This is a genomic window from Streptacidiphilus sp. MAP5-3 (assembly GCF_041262505.1).
In the GTDB taxonomy this organism is placed as follows: Bacteria; Actinomycetota; Actinomycetes; order Streptomycetales; family Streptomycetaceae; genus Streptacidiphilus.
This window is the reverse complement of record NZ_JBGCCL010000012.1, coordinates 89,025-104,240: the sequence shown is the minus strand read 5'-3', so window position 1 is coordinate 104,240 and position 15,216 is coordinate 89,025. Positions and strand designations below refer to the sequence as shown.

General features: G+C 72.1%; 18 protein-coding genes. 9 read left to right on the top strand and 9 right to left on the bottom strand.

Annotated features, from left to right (window positions below):
- Positions 1-52 precede the first annotated feature (52 nt).
- On the top strand, positions 53-709 hold the full coding sequence (locus ABH928_RS19655) for a TetR/AcrR family transcriptional regulator (RefSeq protein ID WP_370068155.1): 657 nt from the start codon (positions 53-55) through the stop codon (positions 707-709).
- A gap of 98 nt (positions 710-807) precedes the next feature.
- On the opposite strand, the gene ABH928_RS19650 is transcribed toward ABH928_RS19655, so the two are convergent.
- The 3 genes from ABH928_RS19650 to ABH928_RS19640 form a co-directional block, all read right to left on the bottom strand.
- Positions 808-1,200 carry an SH3 domain-containing protein gene (locus ABH928_RS19650; protein WP_370068153.1) on the bottom strand — a complete coding sequence of 131 codons (393 nt, stop codon included), beginning with the start codon at positions 1,198-1,200 and terminating at the stop codon, positions 808-810.
- A 368-nt stretch (positions 1,201-1,568) separates the two neighbouring features.
- Entirely contained in the window at positions 1,569-1,862 is a 294-nt protein-coding gene (locus ABH928_RS19645; RefSeq protein ID WP_370068151.1) for a DUF1905 domain-containing protein, read from the bottom strand.
- Between the two features lie 12 nt (positions 1,863-1,874).
- The gene (locus ABH928_RS19640; RefSeq protein ID WP_370068149.1) at positions 1,875-2,381 is read right to left on the bottom strand and encodes a DinB family protein; all 507 of its coding nucleotides are present in this window, start codon (positions 2,379-2,381) and stop codon (positions 1,875-1,877) included.
- A 106-nt stretch (positions 2,382-2,487) separates the two neighbouring features.
- Here ABH928_RS19640 and ABH928_RS19635 point away from each other — a divergent pair, with 106 nt between their 5' ends.
- From ABH928_RS19635 to ABH928_RS19625, 3 genes are all read left to right on the top strand, one after another.
- Positions 2,488-3,180: a histidine phosphatase family protein gene (locus tag ABH928_RS19635; RefSeq protein ID WP_370068147.1), complete on the top strand. Its 693-nt coding sequence runs from the start codon at positions 2,488-2,490 to the stop codon at positions 3,178-3,180.
- 168 nt (positions 3,181-3,348) lie between these two features.
- Positions 3,349-3,918, top strand: coding sequence for a DUF3090 domain-containing protein (locus tag ABH928_RS19630; protein WP_370068145.1), 570 nt, complete (start codon positions 3,349-3,351; stop codon positions 3,916-3,918).
- 65 nt (positions 3,919-3,983) lie between these two features.
- Positions 3,984-4,760, top strand: coding sequence for an SCO1664 family protein (locus ABH928_RS19625; RefSeq protein ID WP_370068335.1), 777 nt, complete (start codon positions 3,984-3,986; stop codon positions 4,758-4,760).
- A 19-nt stretch (positions 4,761-4,779) separates the two neighbouring features.
- Here the strand turns inward: ABH928_RS19625 and ABH928_RS19620 are convergent, their stop codons facing one another.
- A complete protein-coding gene (locus ABH928_RS19620) occupies positions 4,780-5,556 on the bottom strand; it encodes a type 1 glutamine amidotransferase (RefSeq protein WP_370068143.1) in 777 nt (258 codons plus the stop codon).
- A 161-nt stretch (positions 5,557-5,717) separates the two neighbouring features.
- Between ABH928_RS19620 and mshC the strand changes: the two genes are divergently transcribed.
- Positions 5,718-6,944: a cysteine--1-D-myo-inosityl 2-amino-2-deoxy-alpha-D-glucopyranoside ligase gene (gene mshC / locus ABH928_RS19615; RefSeq protein WP_370068141.1), complete on the top strand. Its 1,227-nt coding sequence runs from the start codon at positions 5,718-5,720 to the stop codon at positions 6,942-6,944.
- 76 nt (positions 6,945-7,020) lie between these two features.
- Here mshC and ABH928_RS19610 read toward each other — a convergent pair whose 3' ends face one another.
- The 3 genes from ABH928_RS19610 to ABH928_RS19600 form a co-directional block, all read right to left on the bottom strand.
- Entirely contained in the window at positions 7,021-8,295 is a 1,275-nt protein-coding gene (locus tag ABH928_RS19610) for a glycosyltransferase (RefSeq protein ID WP_370068139.1), read from the bottom strand.
- Positions 8,296-8,397: 102 nt separating this feature from the next.
- Complete coding sequence (locus ABH928_RS19605; protein WP_370068137.1) at positions 8,398-9,036, bottom strand: hypothetical protein; 639 nt, start codon at positions 9,034-9,036, stop codon at positions 8,398-8,400.
- A 115-nt stretch (positions 9,037-9,151) separates the two neighbouring features.
- Positions 9,152-9,619 carry a hypothetical protein gene (locus ABH928_RS19600; protein ID WP_370068135.1) on the bottom strand — a complete coding sequence of 156 codons (468 nt, stop codon included), beginning with the start codon at positions 9,617-9,619 and terminating at the stop codon, positions 9,152-9,154.
- On the opposite strand from ABH928_RS19600, the gene ABH928_RS19595 reads away from it, so the two are divergent.
- The 4 genes from ABH928_RS19595 (at position 9,618) to ABH928_RS19580 (ending at position 12,963) form a co-directional block, all read left to right on the top strand.
- Positions 9,618-9,788 (top strand): hypothetical protein, encoded by a 171-nt coding sequence (locus ABH928_RS19595; RefSeq protein WP_370068133.1) that lies wholly within the window; start codon positions 9,618-9,620, stop codon positions 9,786-9,788. The two genes, ABH928_RS19600 and ABH928_RS19595, sit on opposite strands and share 2 nt — an antisense overlap.
- 327 nt (positions 9,789-10,115) lie before the next feature.
- Positions 10,116-11,246, top strand: a complete 1,131-nt coding sequence (locus tag ABH928_RS19590) for a hypothetical protein (RefSeq protein WP_370068131.1) — start codon at positions 10,116-10,118, stop codon at positions 11,244-11,246.
- Between the two features lie 129 nt (positions 11,247-11,375).
- Positions 11,376-11,942: a DUF6529 family protein gene (locus ABH928_RS19585; protein WP_370068129.1), complete on the top strand. Its 567-nt coding sequence runs from the start codon at positions 11,376-11,378 to the stop codon at positions 11,940-11,942.
- A 241-nt stretch (positions 11,943-12,183) separates the two neighbouring features.
- Entirely contained in the window at positions 12,184-12,963 is a 780-nt protein-coding gene (locus ABH928_RS19580) for a glutamate racemase (protein WP_370068127.1), read from the top strand.
- A gap of 198 nt (positions 12,964-13,161) precedes the next feature.
- Here the strand turns inward: ABH928_RS19580 and ABH928_RS19575 are convergent, their stop codons facing one another.
- Both ABH928_RS19575 and ABH928_RS19570 read right to left on the bottom strand, forming a co-directional pair.
- A complete protein-coding gene (locus tag ABH928_RS19575) occupies positions 13,162-14,082 on the bottom strand; it encodes a hypothetical protein (RefSeq protein ID WP_370068125.1) in 921 nt (306 codons plus the stop codon).
- A gap of 109 nt (positions 14,083-14,191) precedes the next feature.
- Complete coding sequence (locus ABH928_RS19570) at positions 14,192-15,097, bottom strand: polysaccharide deacetylase family protein (protein ID WP_370068123.1); 906 nt, start codon at positions 15,095-15,097, stop codon at positions 14,192-14,194.
- Positions 15,098-15,216: the final 119 nt, after the last annotated feature.

The window sequence follows — 15,216 nt, the reverse complement described above, 5'->3', positions numbered from 1 at the left end:
GGATACGAGGAACTTACCCAACGGAAAGTTACCCTAGGGTAAGATCGAACCCATGACAACGCTCCCCTCACGGGCCGGCACCAAGGGCGTGCCGCGGGCCGCGCGCGAACAACAGGTCCTCGCCGCGGCCACCGAGGAGTTCGGCCGACACGGTTACGAGGCAACCACCGTCGCCGCCATCGCCACCCGCGTCGGGGTCACCAAGCCGCTGCTGCACCAGTACTTCGGGAGCAAGCAGGACCTCTACCTCGCCTGCCTCAACCCGGTGGGCGACAGGCTGTTGGGTGCCGTCCGTGCCGCGATGGCCGAACCGGGCGCCGACGCGTCGCCCACAGCCCTGCGCACGCCCCTGCGTGTGCTGAGCGCCCTCTTCGCTGCGCTCGACGGGGAGCGCCGGGCGTGGTTCGTGCTCTACGATCCCTCGCTGCCGCCCGGAAGCGAGGCCGCCGAACGTGCGGCCCACTACCGCGACGCCATCGACGGCCTTGCCGCGATCGGTTCGGCCGACCTGCTGCAGGCTGCCGGATCCGGCGACCCGCTCGACGCCGACGCCCTCATGTACGCGTGGCGCGGCCTGTGCACTGCCCTGGTCCGGTGGTGGATCAACCACCCCGACGAGTCGCCCGACGCGATGGCGCGACGCTGTGCACGACTCTTCGCCGCCACCCGATTCGTCGATCCGGAAGATGGTGACGGCGACGGCGCCTGAGCTGTCGCCGTCTCAGGGCCGACGCCGAACGCCGGCCCGTGCCCGGGGACCCGGGCGCGGACCGGCGTTGGTGTTGCGCCGTGATGCGGTGCTGTGGATCAGTGGCACCAGCGCGGCGCAGGGCCGACGTTGACGATGTAGCGCGCGGAGGACCACGCCCACCGACCGTCGGCCAGCTTGTACCAGCGCGGGTTGCCGTCGATCCACTGGCCGTTGACCTTGCACACGATCCAGACGGTCTGGCCGTAGCCGAGCGAGCCGATCACCCGGGCGCTCTGCGACGGGCCGCTCCGGATGAGCAGACCGGTGCGGGCGATGACCCTGCCCTTGTAGAGGTGGTGATGGTGGTGCATCGCCATGGCGGGCTTGGCCTGCGAGGCCGGAGCCATCTGCGGCGCAGCGGCAGAGGCGGTCCCCGCCGCGGCCAGCGTGGCGAGCGCGCCGATGGCCGTGACGGAGGCGATCTTGCGAATCGTCGACTGCAGAAGCATCTACGAATCTCCTGGTGAGGCGGCCCAGTTCGGGCCGAGGAATGGGGGCCTGCTGCCGGAAGGCGGCGCGGGGCACCCCTCGAAGACGGCCCTGGAGCGAAATCCGTCGTTCCGGACCGGTCGAAGCTCACGCTATGCACGTCACCAGGAGTCGGCAACTTGTCACTGTGGGTAGCGAATCACGGCTTCGAGGGCGTGCGGAGGTGGACGACGCCTGAGGCCAACTCGGCACCCTCGAAAGCACCAGAGCGCGCCCGGGCGGCAAGAGTGCGGGAGATGATCCGGTCGGTCACCGTGGGGAAGAGGCGCGTCAGGAAGAACTCACGCCCCCGCCGCGGGAGTTGACGTGGGAGAGACCCGCTGGGATGTCAGGCCTGGAGGCGGACGGTCATCTGCACCGTCACCTCGTCCCCCTCGGCGAGGCGTTCCGGCCGTCGCACCGCGTTCTTCAGCGGGAGCAGGTAGCCGCCGTCCTTCGGGAAGAGCGAGGTGGAGAAGGCGGTCCCGCCGATCCGGGCGTCGACCGGGATCACGCCCCAGCCGTAGCTGGCCTGGGCCGCCACCTCGCGGACGTCGGCGGACTGTTCGTCGGGGACGGCGACGAAGTAGAACGGCGCGGGGCCACGCCACTCGAAGACGTTGCCGGTGAAGTGGAGCTGCACGGATCGCTCCCGTCAGTCGTCGTCGCGGTCGTGGTCGCCGATCTTGCCGTCGATCAGCTCGCGGAGGATGTCGATGTGGCCCGCGTGACGGGCGGTCTCCTCGATCATGTGGACCAGCACCCAGCGCATCGTGACCGTCTCCCCGAACCAGGCCGTTCCCTCCGCGTCCAGGTCGGTCGACCCGGCCGCCGCGTTGGCCGCCGCGCGGGAACGGGCGTAGAAGGCGAGGACGTCCGCGGTCGTCTCCTCGTCGCGGACGCGGAGGTCGGCCTCGGGGTCGTTGTCGTCGAACGGCAGCGGCTCCGTCTCGATCCCGAAGGGCTCGCAGAACCAGCCGTACTCGACCGCGGCCAGGTGCTTGACCAGGCCCAGCAGGCTGGTGCCGGACGGCACCATGGGGAGGCGCAGCTGCTTGTCGTCCAGGCCGTCGAGCTTCCAGAGCACGGCGTCGCGGTGGCGCTCCATGCTCTGCAACAGGATGGTCTTCTCGTCCCGGGGGATCTCCCGTGTGGTCGTCATGTCCGAGCAAGCTAGCAGCGGCCACTGACAGCGCGCGTGCGTTTTCCCGTCGGTTCGCAGCGGCCGCACGGTGGCCTGTTCGGATGGGTGATCTACCCTGGGCAGCATGCCGACTCTGCTGCTCGTCCGCCACGGCCGTTCGACCGCCAACTCCTCCGGGGTCCTGGCCGGGTGGAGTCCGGGTGTGTCGCTGGACGAGCAGGGGGAACAGCAGGCCAAGGGCCTTGCCGAGCGGCTCTCCGGACTGCCGGTCAGCGCCGTCGTGAGCAGCCCGCTGGACCGCTGCCGGCAGACCGTCGCACCGCTGCTGGCCACCCGTCCCGAGCTGGCGCTGCGGATGGACGAGCGTCTCGGCGAGTGCCGCTACGGGGACTGGACCGGCCGCACCCTGGCCGAGCTGTCGAAGGAACCGCTCTGGGCGACCGTCCAGGCCCAGCCGTCCGCGGTGACGTTCCCCGGCCCGGACGGGGAGTCGCTGCGGGAGATGAGTCGCCGCGCGGTGGACAGCGTCCGCGAGTGGGACGCGGAGATCGAGCGCGAGCACGGCGCGGACGCGCTCTGGCTGGTCTGCAGCCATGGCGACATCATCAAGGCGATCGTCGCCGACGCGCTCGGCCTGCATCTGGACCTGTTCCAGCGGATCTCGGTCGAGCCCGCCTCGGTGACCGCCATCCGCTACACCCCGGTCCGCCCCTATCTGCTGCGGCTCGGCGACACCGGTGAGCTGGCCGGGTTCGCGCCCCGGCCGCGCCCGGAGGGCGACGACGCCGTGATCGGCGGATCCACCGGAACCCGCTGACGACAAGGTCCGGTAGGTAGGGTGGACACCACGAGAGCTAGCGTCGTGTCCATCGAACAGGCAGTCGTACAAGTCCCCGAGCGCATCCCCCACAGTCCCGTCAACAGTCCCGTCGCAGTCCGAGGAACGAGCCCAGCTCGAAACCCCCGATCCAGTGGAGCAAGCATCGTGCCCCGCCAGGTGTTCTTCTACGACCCTCCCGAGCGCTTCGTGGCCGGCACGGTCGGTGAGCCGGGCCACCGCGCCTTCTACCTGCAGGCCAGCGCGCGTGGCCGGATCACCACCGTGCTGCTGGAGAAGGGCCAGGTGGCCGCGCTCGCCGAGCGGGTGGACGAGCTGCTCGACGAGGTGGTCCGCCGCGCCGGGGGGAGCACCACGGTGCCGGCCCTGGCTCCGCCGGAGCTGATGGACAGCGCCCCGCTGGACCAGCCGGTCGACGAGGAGTTCCGCGTCGGCACCATGGCCCTGGCCTGGGACGACGCGGTGCAGCTGCTGGTCGTCGAGGCGCAGGCGGTGGTCGAGGGCGAGGGTGAGGAGGCGGACGAGGCGGCGCTCTTCGAGGACGAGGAGAACGGTCCGTCGCTGCTGCGGGTCCGGCTCAACGGCGCGATGGCCCGGGTCTTCGCCAAGCGCGCGCTGGACCTGGTCTCGGCGGGTCGCCCGCCGTGCCCGTTCTGCAGCCTGCCGCTGGACCCGGAGGGCCACGTGTGCCCGCGCCAGAACGGTTACCGGCGCTGAGCGCCGCCGTCCCCGAGGCGGACGCGGTCGCCAGCGCGGCGCTCGCGGCGGACCCGGAGCGCGCGTTGCCGCTGCTGCGCGACGGTGAGCTGACCGTCCACGGGCGGGTCACCTCGGCGTCCAACGCGGTCTTCTACTGCACCGTCACCCACCCGGAGTTGGGCACGGCCGTCTGCGTCCACAAGCCGGTGCGCGGTGAACGCCCGCTGTGGGACTTCCCCGACGGCACGCTCGCCGGACGCGAGACCGCGGCGTACCTGGTCTCGGCCGCGACCGGCTGGGGTCTGATCCCGCCGACCGTGCTGCGTGACGGGCCGTTCGGCCAGGGCATGTGCCAGATATGGGTCGAGGAGGACGGCGACGCGCCCGACCTGATCGCCCTCCAGCCGGGGGAGACACCGGCGCCGGGCTGGCACGCCATCGGCCAGGCCGAGGTCGAGCCGGGCCGGACCGCGCTCTTCGTCCACGCCGACGACGAGCGGCTGCGGCGGCTCGCGGTGCTGGACGCGGTGCTCAACAATGCGGACCGCAAGGGCGGTCACTTCCTCTCCGCGGCGGACGGGCGGCTCTACGGCATCGACCACGGTGTGACCTTCGCGGTCCCGGGCAAGCTGCGCACGCTGCTGTGGGGTTGGGCGGGCGAGCCGCTGACGGACGAGGCGACGCAGGTCCTCGGCGGCCTCCGGGAGGAGCTGGACCGAGCGCTCGGCGCGGCGCTCGCACCGCTGCTGACGGAGCGGGAGATCGCGGCGACGCGGTCACGGGTGGACGGGCTGCTCAAGGAGGGGCGGCACCCGCTCCCGTCGCAGGAGTGGCCGAGCGTTCCCTGGCCGCCGATCTGACACGGCAACTGACACCGTGTCACGTGCTGGCGGCCCGCACCCGGGCGCCCCAGGCGCGGGTGGTCGCCGTCCACAGTGTCCGCAACTCCCGCTCGGCCGCGTGGACTTGCGCGACGGCGGCGTCCGGGTCGACGCCCGCCTCCCGCACCGCCGTTCCGTCGGAGGCGGCCCAGGCGACGACGTCCGCGCCCAGCACCTCGGGGTGGAACTGCACACCCCAGGCCGCCCGGCCGACCCGGAACGCCTGGTACTCGCACGCGTCCCCCGTGAGCAGCGGGGTCGCGCCCGGCGGCAGCGTGACGATGTCGTCCCAGTGCCACTGCGCGGCAGGGGCGCCCTCGGGCACCCCGCCCAGCATCGGGTCCTCGGCCACGGCCGACAGACGGTGCAACGGCACCACGCCGACCTCCGGGGGCCGCCCGGCACGGCCGGAGGCCTCGGCGCGCGGCCGTACCCGGCCGCCCAGCGCGGACGCCATGATCTGCGCGCCCAGACATATCCCGAACAGCGGCAGCTCCGCGTCGACCGCCTGGCGGATCAGCGAACGGACGTCCGGCAGCCAGGGTGCGGCGGTGTCGTCGTCGCAGTTGGACGCGCCGCCGAGCACCAGCAGCCCGGCGAAGCCGTCCAGGCTCCCGGGCAGCGGCTCGCCGCGCCACGGATGCCGGACGTCGAGGCGCAGGCCCTGCGCCTCCAGTGCGGCCCCGACGATGCCGGGACCGGCCGCGTCCTCCTGTTGGACCACCAGTACGTCCGCCAGCACGTACGCCGGTATGCCCGTCGGGATGTCCGTCACAAGCCGCCCCGCCTCCCTGATCAGCCGACGACTGGCGCTCTACCCCAGGGCCGGGTGCCGCAAGCATGCGCGGCCGACGGAGGCCTGATCAAGGCCTGATCGAGACGTGATCGAGGAAGGTCGTTAGCGGATCGAATGATCAGCCGGTTAGAGTCAGGGCTATGCATGCCTGGCCCGCCTCCGAGGTGCCCCTGCTTCCCGGCAAGGGACACCCCCTGCGCATCCACGACACCGCGACCGGCGGTTTGCAGACGACCAGTCCCGGGCCGACCGCCCGGCTCTACGTCTGCGGGATCACGCCCTACGACGCCACCCATCTCGGCCACGCCGCCACCTACAACGCGTTCGACCTGGTGCAGCGCATCTGGTTGGACGCCGGTCACCAGGTCGTGTACGTGCAGAACGTCACCGACGTCGACGACCCGCTGCTCGAGCGTGCGGTCGCCACCGGTGAGGACTGGGTCCAGCTGGCGGAGCGTGAGACCGCGCTGTTCCGCGAGGACATGACGGCGCTGCGGATGCTGCCGCCGGCCCACTACATCGGCGCGGTCGAGTCGATCCCGCTGATCGTCCCGATCATCAAGGACCTGCTGGCCAAGGGCGCCGCCTACGAGCTGGACGGCGACATCTACTTCTCCGTGGCCTCCGACCCGCGCTTCGGCGAGGTCTCCGGCTACGACGCCGACGAGATGCTGCGCTACTTCGGCGAGCGCGGCGGCGACCCGGACCGGGCCGGCAAGAAGCACCGGCTCGACCCGCTGCTCTGGCTCGCCGCCCGTCCGGGCGAGCCCGCCTGGGACACCGAGCTCGGCCACGGCCGACCCGGCTGGCACATCGAGTGCGTGGCGATCGCGCTCGAACACCTGGGCATGGGCTTCGACCTCCAGGGCGGCGGCAGCGACCTGGTCTTCCCGCACCACGAGATGGGCGCCTCGCACGCCCAGGTGCACGCCGACGCCCACCCGTACGCCAAGCACTACGTGCACGCGGGCATGGTCGGCCTCAACGGCGAGAAGATGTCCAAGTCCAAGGGCAACCTGGTCTTCGTCTCCGCGCTGCGGCGCGACGGCGTCGACCCGGCGGCGATCCGGCTGGCGCTGCTCGCGCACCACTACCGCAGCGACTGGGAGTGGACCGACGCCGACCTGCACGGCGCACAGGAGCGGCTGGCCCGCTGGCGGGCCGCAGTCTCGCGTCCGGACGGGCCCGACGCCACGGCGCTGCTGGCCGAGGTGCGGGCCGCGCTGGCCGAGGACCTGGACACCCCGCGCGCGCTTGCGGCGGTCGACGCCTGGGCCGCACGTCAGGAGGCCGAGGGCGGCGAGGACACCGGCGCGCCGGGCCTGGTCTCCCGTGCGGTCGACGCGCTGATGGGCGTCGCGCTCTGAGCGAGGCCGTCTGAGCGAGGCCGTCTGAGCGAGGCCGTACGAACAACTGTTGGGCACTGCCCGTCCGCTGGATCTCTCAGCGGGCGGGCAGTTCGCTTTCTTCACCGTGCTGGTCCGGAGCCGGGTAGGTACGGCCCTTCCAGGCCGCGCCGCGTCCGCGCCAGTGCTGGATCGCGGAGTCGACCGTCATGAGCAGGTACAGCGCCGCGGTGAACGGCAGCAGCAGCGTCTCGGCTGCCGGGCGGCCGTAGTAGGCGAGCATCGGGCGGAAGGTCACCGCCATCAGCGCCCAGGCGGCCAGGGACGGCACGATCACCGTCGGCGAGAGCGTGACCAGCCCGACCACCAGCATCACCGGCGGTACCAGGTAGACCAGGGCCAGCCCCAGTACGGTGCCGATCAGTAGCAGGACGTTGTGCCGCAGCTGCGCGTAGGCGCTGCGGGAGACCATCCGCCAGAGCTGGCCGAGCTCCGGGTACGGGCGGACGCTGTCCACCCGGTCGGCCAGCCCGATCCAGGTCCGGCCGCGGCCGCGCTTGACCAGGCGGGCCAGGTTGACGTCGTCGATCACCGCACCCCGGATCGCGGCGACGCCGCCGACCCGGGCCAGCGCCTCGCGGCGCACCAGCGTGCAGCCGCCCGCTGCCGCAGCGGTCCGTGCGCCCGGCCGGTTGCTCCAGCGGAAGGGGTAGAGCTGGGCGAAGAAGTAGACGAAGGCCGGGACGATCAGTTGCTCCCAGCGGGTCGCCACGCTCAGCCGGGCCATCTGCGAGACCAGGTCGTAGCCGCCGCTGTTGCCCGACCCGTCCCGGCTCCCGTCGCGGCCGGTCTCGGCGGCGGCGACCAGGCTGTCCAGGGAGTCGGGCGCGTGGGCGATGTCCGCGTCGGTCAGCAGCAGGTACTCGACGTCCCCGGCCAGTTCGACGCCGTGCCGCAGTGCCCAGAGCTTGCCGGTCCATCCTGCGGGCGGCTCACCGGGGGAGGTGACGGTGAGCGGGAGGGCGCCTGCGCTCTCGCCCGGCTCGCCCGGCTCGGAGGTCTCGCCCGCCACGGTGGCCTCGGAGGCCTCGCCGAGCTTGCGGGCCAGGTCGCCGGTGCCGTCGGTGCTGCCGTCGTCGACCAGGATCACCCGGGCCTCGCCCGGGTACTGCTGGGCCAGCAGGGACGGCAGGCTCAGTGGCAGCACCTCCGCCTCGTCCCGGGCGGGCACCACGACGGCCACGCTCGGCCGGGGCGCGCCGGGGTCGCGTGGCGGCAGCCGAAGGTCGGTCCACCAGAACCGGCCCTGGCCGAAGGCCAGCCATGCCCAGGCCAGCAGGGACACCCATGCGATCAAGCTCAGCGCGGTCACCCGCGCGAGTATGCCGCAGTAGCGCCGCCGGGCGCCTCCGGCGCACGCATCGGACGGGGGCGGACGCTGCGAAGACCGCTCCGGCGTAGCGACCGGGGTGTGTCATCCCGCCGAACGGGCCTGGCGGGCCAGGCGTCGGCCTTCCGCGTAGAAGGCTTCGAGTGCGGAGGCGTCCGAGAGTTCGCTCAGGGGACGTGCGGCGCCGAAGGGCGCGTTCCAGAACGCGTCCGACTGCGGTGGGGTCCACGGCCCGACGTACGCGTAGGGCTCGTCCGCGAATGCGTCGCCCGGGGAGACGCCGAAGTTGACCTCGTCCCAGGTGACGCCGAGGTCGAAGTGTTCGGGCCACAGCACGGGGGTCTCGTGCGGGGCGAAGCGGCGCAGCGCCTGAAGACCGAGTGCGAGGCCGTCGGTGATGTGCCGAGCGGACTGCGGATCGACCTCGATGGTGTCCTCGATCGCGACGTCGCACCCTTGGGGGTAGAGGTCCACCGGGGCTCCGGGCGTGATCCCGGCGTTGTGGGCCAGCTCTGCGTAGCTGCCTGCCAGGGAGAGCGTGTGTCCGCCCGCGAGCAGGCGCAGGTCCTGCACCTTGATGTCCGGTTCCTGCGTGGTGGCGAATCCGCCGGGGATCACCCGAAGCCGGATCGTGCCGCTGCGGCGGAACTGGGGCCCGGCCATCAGCAGCTCGGCCAGGCCGTGCAGGCTCCGCCTGGTCTGAATGAACTCGGCGTTCGTCATCTTCGCCAACTCTCCGGTGAGGTGCCAGTTCTGACGATTGTCCAGGCCGGATGACCCCGCCGGGCGATGGTCTGCCGTTGCTCGTCATCGAGCGGGCGGACGTGAGGAGCGGGTCTCAGTACCCGCCACCGCCGCTTGTGGAGCCGGCAGATGCTGACGCGGACGCGGACGCGGACGTGGAGGCCGACGCAGCGCTGGTGACCGGATTACCGCTGGGACTGACCACGTACCACGAGGCGCCGAAGGCGTTGACGCCCTGGCCGTGGGTTTCGCCGGGCTTGGTGTCCTCGGAGAAGTAGTACAGCGGGTGGCCGTGGTAGGTCACCTGGGTGGAGTGGTCGGATCGGGTGGTCGTTCCGATGAGGGATGCGGTCACTCCGCTGCTGCTGGGTTTCCCCGTCGTGGTCTGCGGCGGCCAGGCCAGGGCACAGGAGCCGTTGCAGGTCGAGGTCGTCCCGGTGTCCGCTTTGAACAGGTACAACGTCCGGCCTGAGCCGTCGACCAGGATCTGGCCGAGCGGCGAACTCGCCGTCTTCACCGTGGCGGCGGTGCCGGTCGGGGTGGCGCCACTGCTACTGGGCATGGCCGAGCCGGCGGTGGTCGTCACGGCACTGGTGCTGGCGGGCGGGGTTGAGGAAGCGGTGGTACCGGAGCTGCTGCATCCGGAAGAACACACCGCGATGGCGGCCATACCGACTGCCAGCCTGATGACACGTTTCATGACAGACCTCTGGGCCCTGGGGATGCGGTGACACCGGCCACCGGCCCGCCGACGGCGAGTCGCGGAACCACGTTACGCACGGAGGCCCGCCCCGCTGCCCCGGGCGATCGGCCCCACGCCGGACCTTCACGCGTGCGGGTGTACCAGCGCCCGACCGGCGCGCCCAGCCGGGCCCGTTGAAGCGATACGTTCGCCGTCGGGTACCGCTGCCCGGCCGCCGACCGTCCTTTCGGGTGGCCCAGGCCGAGGTCGCACCGGTGTGCGTGTCGTGTGCCCGCCCGGCCATGCGCGTGCTGTGATGGATCGCAACCGTGTGTGACGAGGCGGCGAAGTCGGCCGTCCCCTGATGGAGGTGGGCGTGAGACTCGCAATCCGCTGCAGGTCGCTGGTGGCCCCGGTGCTGGCCGCCGGACTGGCCATGGGAGCGCTGACGGTGGCCGGAGCGTCCCCGGCTGGAGCCGCGGGATCGTTCCTGGGAGGACTCCACCGCATCTCCACGGTGGCGTCCACCGTGCCGGGCAACGGGGACGTGAACCCCTACGGCACCGCCGTAGTCGAGTCGTCCGCCGGCCGCCTGCACCGTGGCGACGTGCTGGTGAGCAACTTCAACAACAGCAAGAATCTCCAGGGCACCGGCACCACGATCGTCGAGGTCGCCCCAGGCGGCCGGGTCCGACAGTTCGCCCGCATCGACGCCAACCATCTGCCCGGGAGCTGCCCCGGCGGAATCGGGCTCACCACCGCGCTGGCGGTTCTCCCGGGCGGCTGGGTCGTCGTCGGCAGCCTGCCCACCACCGACGGCACCGCCGCCACGGCGAAAGCCGGCTGCCTGCTGGTCCTGGACAGCCGCGGAGATGTCCGCGAGACGCTGGCCGGCCACGGCATCAACGGCCCCTGGGACATGACCGCGGCCAGCTTCGGGGACACCACGGACCTGTTCGTCAGCAACGTCCTGAACGGCACCGTGGCCGCCGGTGGCAAGACGGTCCACCGCGGCACCGTCCTGCGGATCACCCTGAGCCGGTGCGGCGACGATCCGCCGGCCTGGGTCGACACCCGCGTCATCGGCTCCGGCTTTCCGGAGCGGACCGATCCCGCGGCACTCGTCGTGGGGCCCACGGGTGTCGGACTGGGCCGACACGGCACGCTCTACGTCGCGGACACCGCAGCCAACCGGATCACCGCCATCCCCGATGCCCTCCACCGTGACCGAAGCGCCGGTATCGGACGGGTCATCAGCACGGGCGGTCACCTCAACGGCCCCCTGGGACTGGCCATCTCGCCCCGCGGGGACGTGCTGACCGTGAACGCGGGCGATGGCAACATCGTCGAGACCACGCCGCACGGTGACCAGATCGCCTGGCGCCAACTGGACGCCAGCGGCGCCCCGCCCGGCGCGGGCGCGCTCTTCGGCCTGGCCGTGAGCCTGAACCAGGACGCCGTCTACTTCGTCGACGACGCCACCAACCAGTTGGACAAGCTCCACTAGCCGACAGCGCCGTCACGCCGCGACCCGCGCGGCACCCGACGCGGACCGCTGACCCGGGCAGACACCCGCAAGGTGCTGTCGGTCGAGCGGTCCGCCCCTCGCACCGGCTCTTTGGACGGAGGATGGGCCGTGGATGCGGATGCGCAGCGCCGCCACAGGACGGGCGTGGTGGTGGGATCGGCCACGGCCCTGGCCATCGCTGTGGCGCTGGCGTTGTTCCTGGTCGGCCGCAACATCACACCCGACTATGCGACAGGGCTCTTCGGGCAGCATCTGACCGACGCGGTGCAGCTCAAGGCCCGACTGGCCACGGCCATCCTCGGGCTGGCGATGGTCCAGCTGCTACTGGCGCTGTGGATGTACCGGCGGCTCCCGCGCGTCAGGACGGTGCCGAAAGCTGTTCCACGGGCACACCGGCTGATCGGTGCCCTCGTCCTCCTCGGCACGATTCCTATCACCATCCACTGCATCCAGACCTACGGCGTCGAACTCACCCCCGTACGGGCAGCCGTCCACTCCGTGGCGGCGTGCTTCTTCTACGGCGCGTTCGCGGCCAAGGTGGTATTCGTTCGCTACCGGCAGCCGGTCGGCTGGCTGCTGCCGCTCGCAGGCGGCCTCCTCGTGGTCGCGGTCGTCGTCATCTGGTACACGAGCGCGCTCTGGTTCTTCAACGACTTCCAGGTACCCGGGTTCTGAGGCGGGTCGGGCCGGGTCCAGGGCGAGCTGCCCCGAAGGGCTGGCAGCCACCGCGTACACGGGGCATGCTGCGCGCATGACCCGCGAAGTCGCTCACGTGTGGGCAGAGGGTAGGTTCCTCCGGGGTAGCGCCTGCCGCTCGGGGTCCGCCGCATAGACTTGCGCTCGTTGGTGTCCGGCAAAGCGCTTTCCGATGGCTTTCCGCTGGTCAGAGGTGAGCTACGGAGGTGCAGCGAAAGCCGTGAAGATCGCACTGATGGACTCCGGGATCGGCCTGCTGGCCGCCGCCGCCGCGTTGCGGACGCTGCGGCCCGACGTGGACCTGGTGCTGTCGCAGGACCCGGACGGCATGCCGTGGGGCCCGCGCACGCCCGAGGACATCACCGCGCACGCACTGGCCGTCGCCCGCGCCGCGGCGGAGCAGAAGGCCGACGCGTTGGTCGTGGCCTGCAACACCGCGTCCGTGCATGCGCTGAAGGCGATCCGCGCCGAGCTGGAGCCGGACATCCCGGTGATCGGGACCGTCCCCGCGATCAAGCCCGCCGCCGCGACCGGCGGACCGGTCGCGATCTGGGCGACCCCCGCGACCACGGGCAGCGCCTACCAGCGCGGCCTGATCCGCGAGTTCGCCGCCGACGTGGACGTGACCGAGATCCCGTGCCCGGGGCTCGCCGACGCGGTTGAGTACGCCGACGCCGAGGCCACCGCTGCGATCGTCGCGGCAGCCGCCGAGCAGACCCCGCCGGGGACGCGGGCGCTGGTGCTCGGCTGCACCCACTACGAGATGCTGCGGGACGAGATCGCCGCGGCGCTCGCCGGCACCTGCCCGGACCTCGCCTTCTTCGGCTCCGCCCGCGCCGTCGCCGAGCAGGCGCTGCGCCGGGCCCGCCCGCTGCGCGAGACCGGCGCCGGCACGCTGACCGTGGTCCGCAGCGGCCGCATCGAGGAGCTGGCCCCGGAGGCGCTCGCCTACGCCGAGGGCCGCGCGATCAGCGCCCAGCCGACTGCGGGACTGTTGTAGCGGCGAACGCGGGGTACGCGTCGATCGCGCTCGCCGTCTCCCGGCGGTGGCGCAGCAGTTGACGGAAGGTCGGGACCGGGCGTCGGGTGTGGTGCGTTCGATCCCGGACAGGGCCACAGATTGCGTTGAGGACCCGAGCTCAGTCAGCTGACGGGTCAGATCCCGCCGGAAGACGCTCGCTCATGAACATCCGCACCGTCAGCCGATGAGGCGTTTGCGCCAGTCCAGGGAGGGGAGCCGGACGGCCTGGGAAGGATCGGCCTCCCACTTGGGGGAGAGCCCGACCTGCTCCAGTGCGGTGACGGCCTCGGCTCCGATGGCGCGCGTGGTCTCCTCGGAGCCGTCGAAGCTGCCGTAGAGCAGATACAGCGAGCCACCGGAGGCTGCGCCTTCGGCGGCCTGGCTGTGGAAGTAGACGAAGCCGCGGGACTCCGGCTCGGCCTCCGCGCCTATCTCCGCCTGGCCGCAGGAGCGGCAGCAGGTGAAGTGCTCGCGGGCGGTGATGCCGCGCTCCTCCAGCGTGTCGAACGCCCGGGTGATCCGCTCCGGGTCGGTCTCGCCCGCCCAGGAGGCCTGCTCGGCGACGCGCTCCTGCCACATCCGGTCTGCCAGCGCCACGGCCTGAAGGCGGGACACCGGGCGCACGCCGTCGCGGACCAGGTACTCCTCGGCTGCTTCGGCCAGCGCCCCGCGCGTGACGTAGCCGCAGACCAGCAGCGCGCGCAGGCACGACTCCAGATCGCTGCGGTCGGAGTCGGACAGTTCCAGCTCGGGGACCGGAGGCGTGTCGTCCCAGTCCGTGAGCCGCTCCCACGTCAGCCCCGTGTCCCAGCCCGCCTGCCACCGGGCCCAGCCAAGCAGTGCTGCGACCACCTGCTCGGGCTCAGGCATTCGAGTCCGGAAGTGGCGCACGGCAGCGCCGTCGCGGTACTCGACCGTGTAGTCGGCGCCTTCCTCGTGCCAGACCTGGAAGTAGACGTCCGGCAAGTCGGGGACGCGTCCGGCCACGAGGAAGCGGTCGCCCGGATGGCCAAGACCGCGCACCAGGGCGGTCAGAGCCTCGGCGGTCGGGCGGAGCAGGCGCGCGGTGCGCTCGGTGTACACGCTGACGGGGAGCATGACTGGGAGTCTGGCACCCGCCACTGACACCCGGGCCTGCGCTTGGCGCAGGCCCGGTGACGGCGGCTCAGGCTCGGCCGTCCCGGTTGTCCGGGGAGGGCCGATCGCTTCAAGCCTCCTGCAGGGCTCCGCGCAGGCGCCTGCTCGGGACCCAGCCGGCCAGGGCGGCGTCGAAGCGGGTGCGGGCGGTGCGGGAGTCGACGCGGAGGCGGCTGATGCAGAGCGGGTCGGGCAGGCCGCCGCGGGTGTCGACGAGCATGCCGTCGTTGCGGAAGGCGCTGCGGTAGCCCAGCTCGCGGAGCAGTGCCACGGCGCGCAGGTCGTGGGTCTCCTCGGGGTAGGCGAAGGAGGTCGTGGCCGCGCCGGTCAGCTCGGTCAGGCGGTCGTGGGCGCCCACGATCTCCTCGCGCAGTGCGTACTCGTCGCACCGGTCGAGCCGGGCGTGGTCGAGGCCGTGGCTGCCGACGGCGATGCCCGCGTCCAGCAGCCGGTGCAGGTCGTCGGTGGTGAGCTGGGGGGCGGACGGGGCGCGGTGGCGGGCCGTCACCCGGAGCTCGGCCAGGCTGCGGCGCCGGTCCGGGTCGGGCATGGCGGCCAGTTTCTCGGCGACCGGGCCGCCCGCGCGGCCGGACAGGGAGCGTGCCCAACCGCCCTGGGCGACCAGGTACTCGGCCTCGTCCCACCAGTAGGGCCGGTCGGTGTCGACCAGCCCGGCGACGACGAACGCCAGCGCCGGCACGCGCCGGGCGGCGAGCAGCCGCAGGGCCTCGGTGGCCACGCTGCGGTGGCCGTGCTCGAAGGTGAGCAGGACGCTGTGCGGGGGCAGGCTGGGCCCGCCGGTCATGGCCTGCTCGACCTGGCTCACGGAGACGGGCGTGGCCGACCGGAGCACCCGGTCGAGCTGCGCCTCGAAGACGCCGCGGTCGAACACCTCGCGGAACGTCAGCACCGCGAGTCGGCGGGCGGTGCGGGCCCGCAGAAGTGGCACCGTGGTGACGTGGGTCGGCTGTCGCACGGGCTTCCCTTCAGTGGCGGCTTCAGACACATGGAAGACACCCGCCTTCGGAGGAAGGTTGTACGCGGTACGCGATTTTTGTCGATGAGTTTTCCGCGACCTCTGCGCCTGTTGGGATT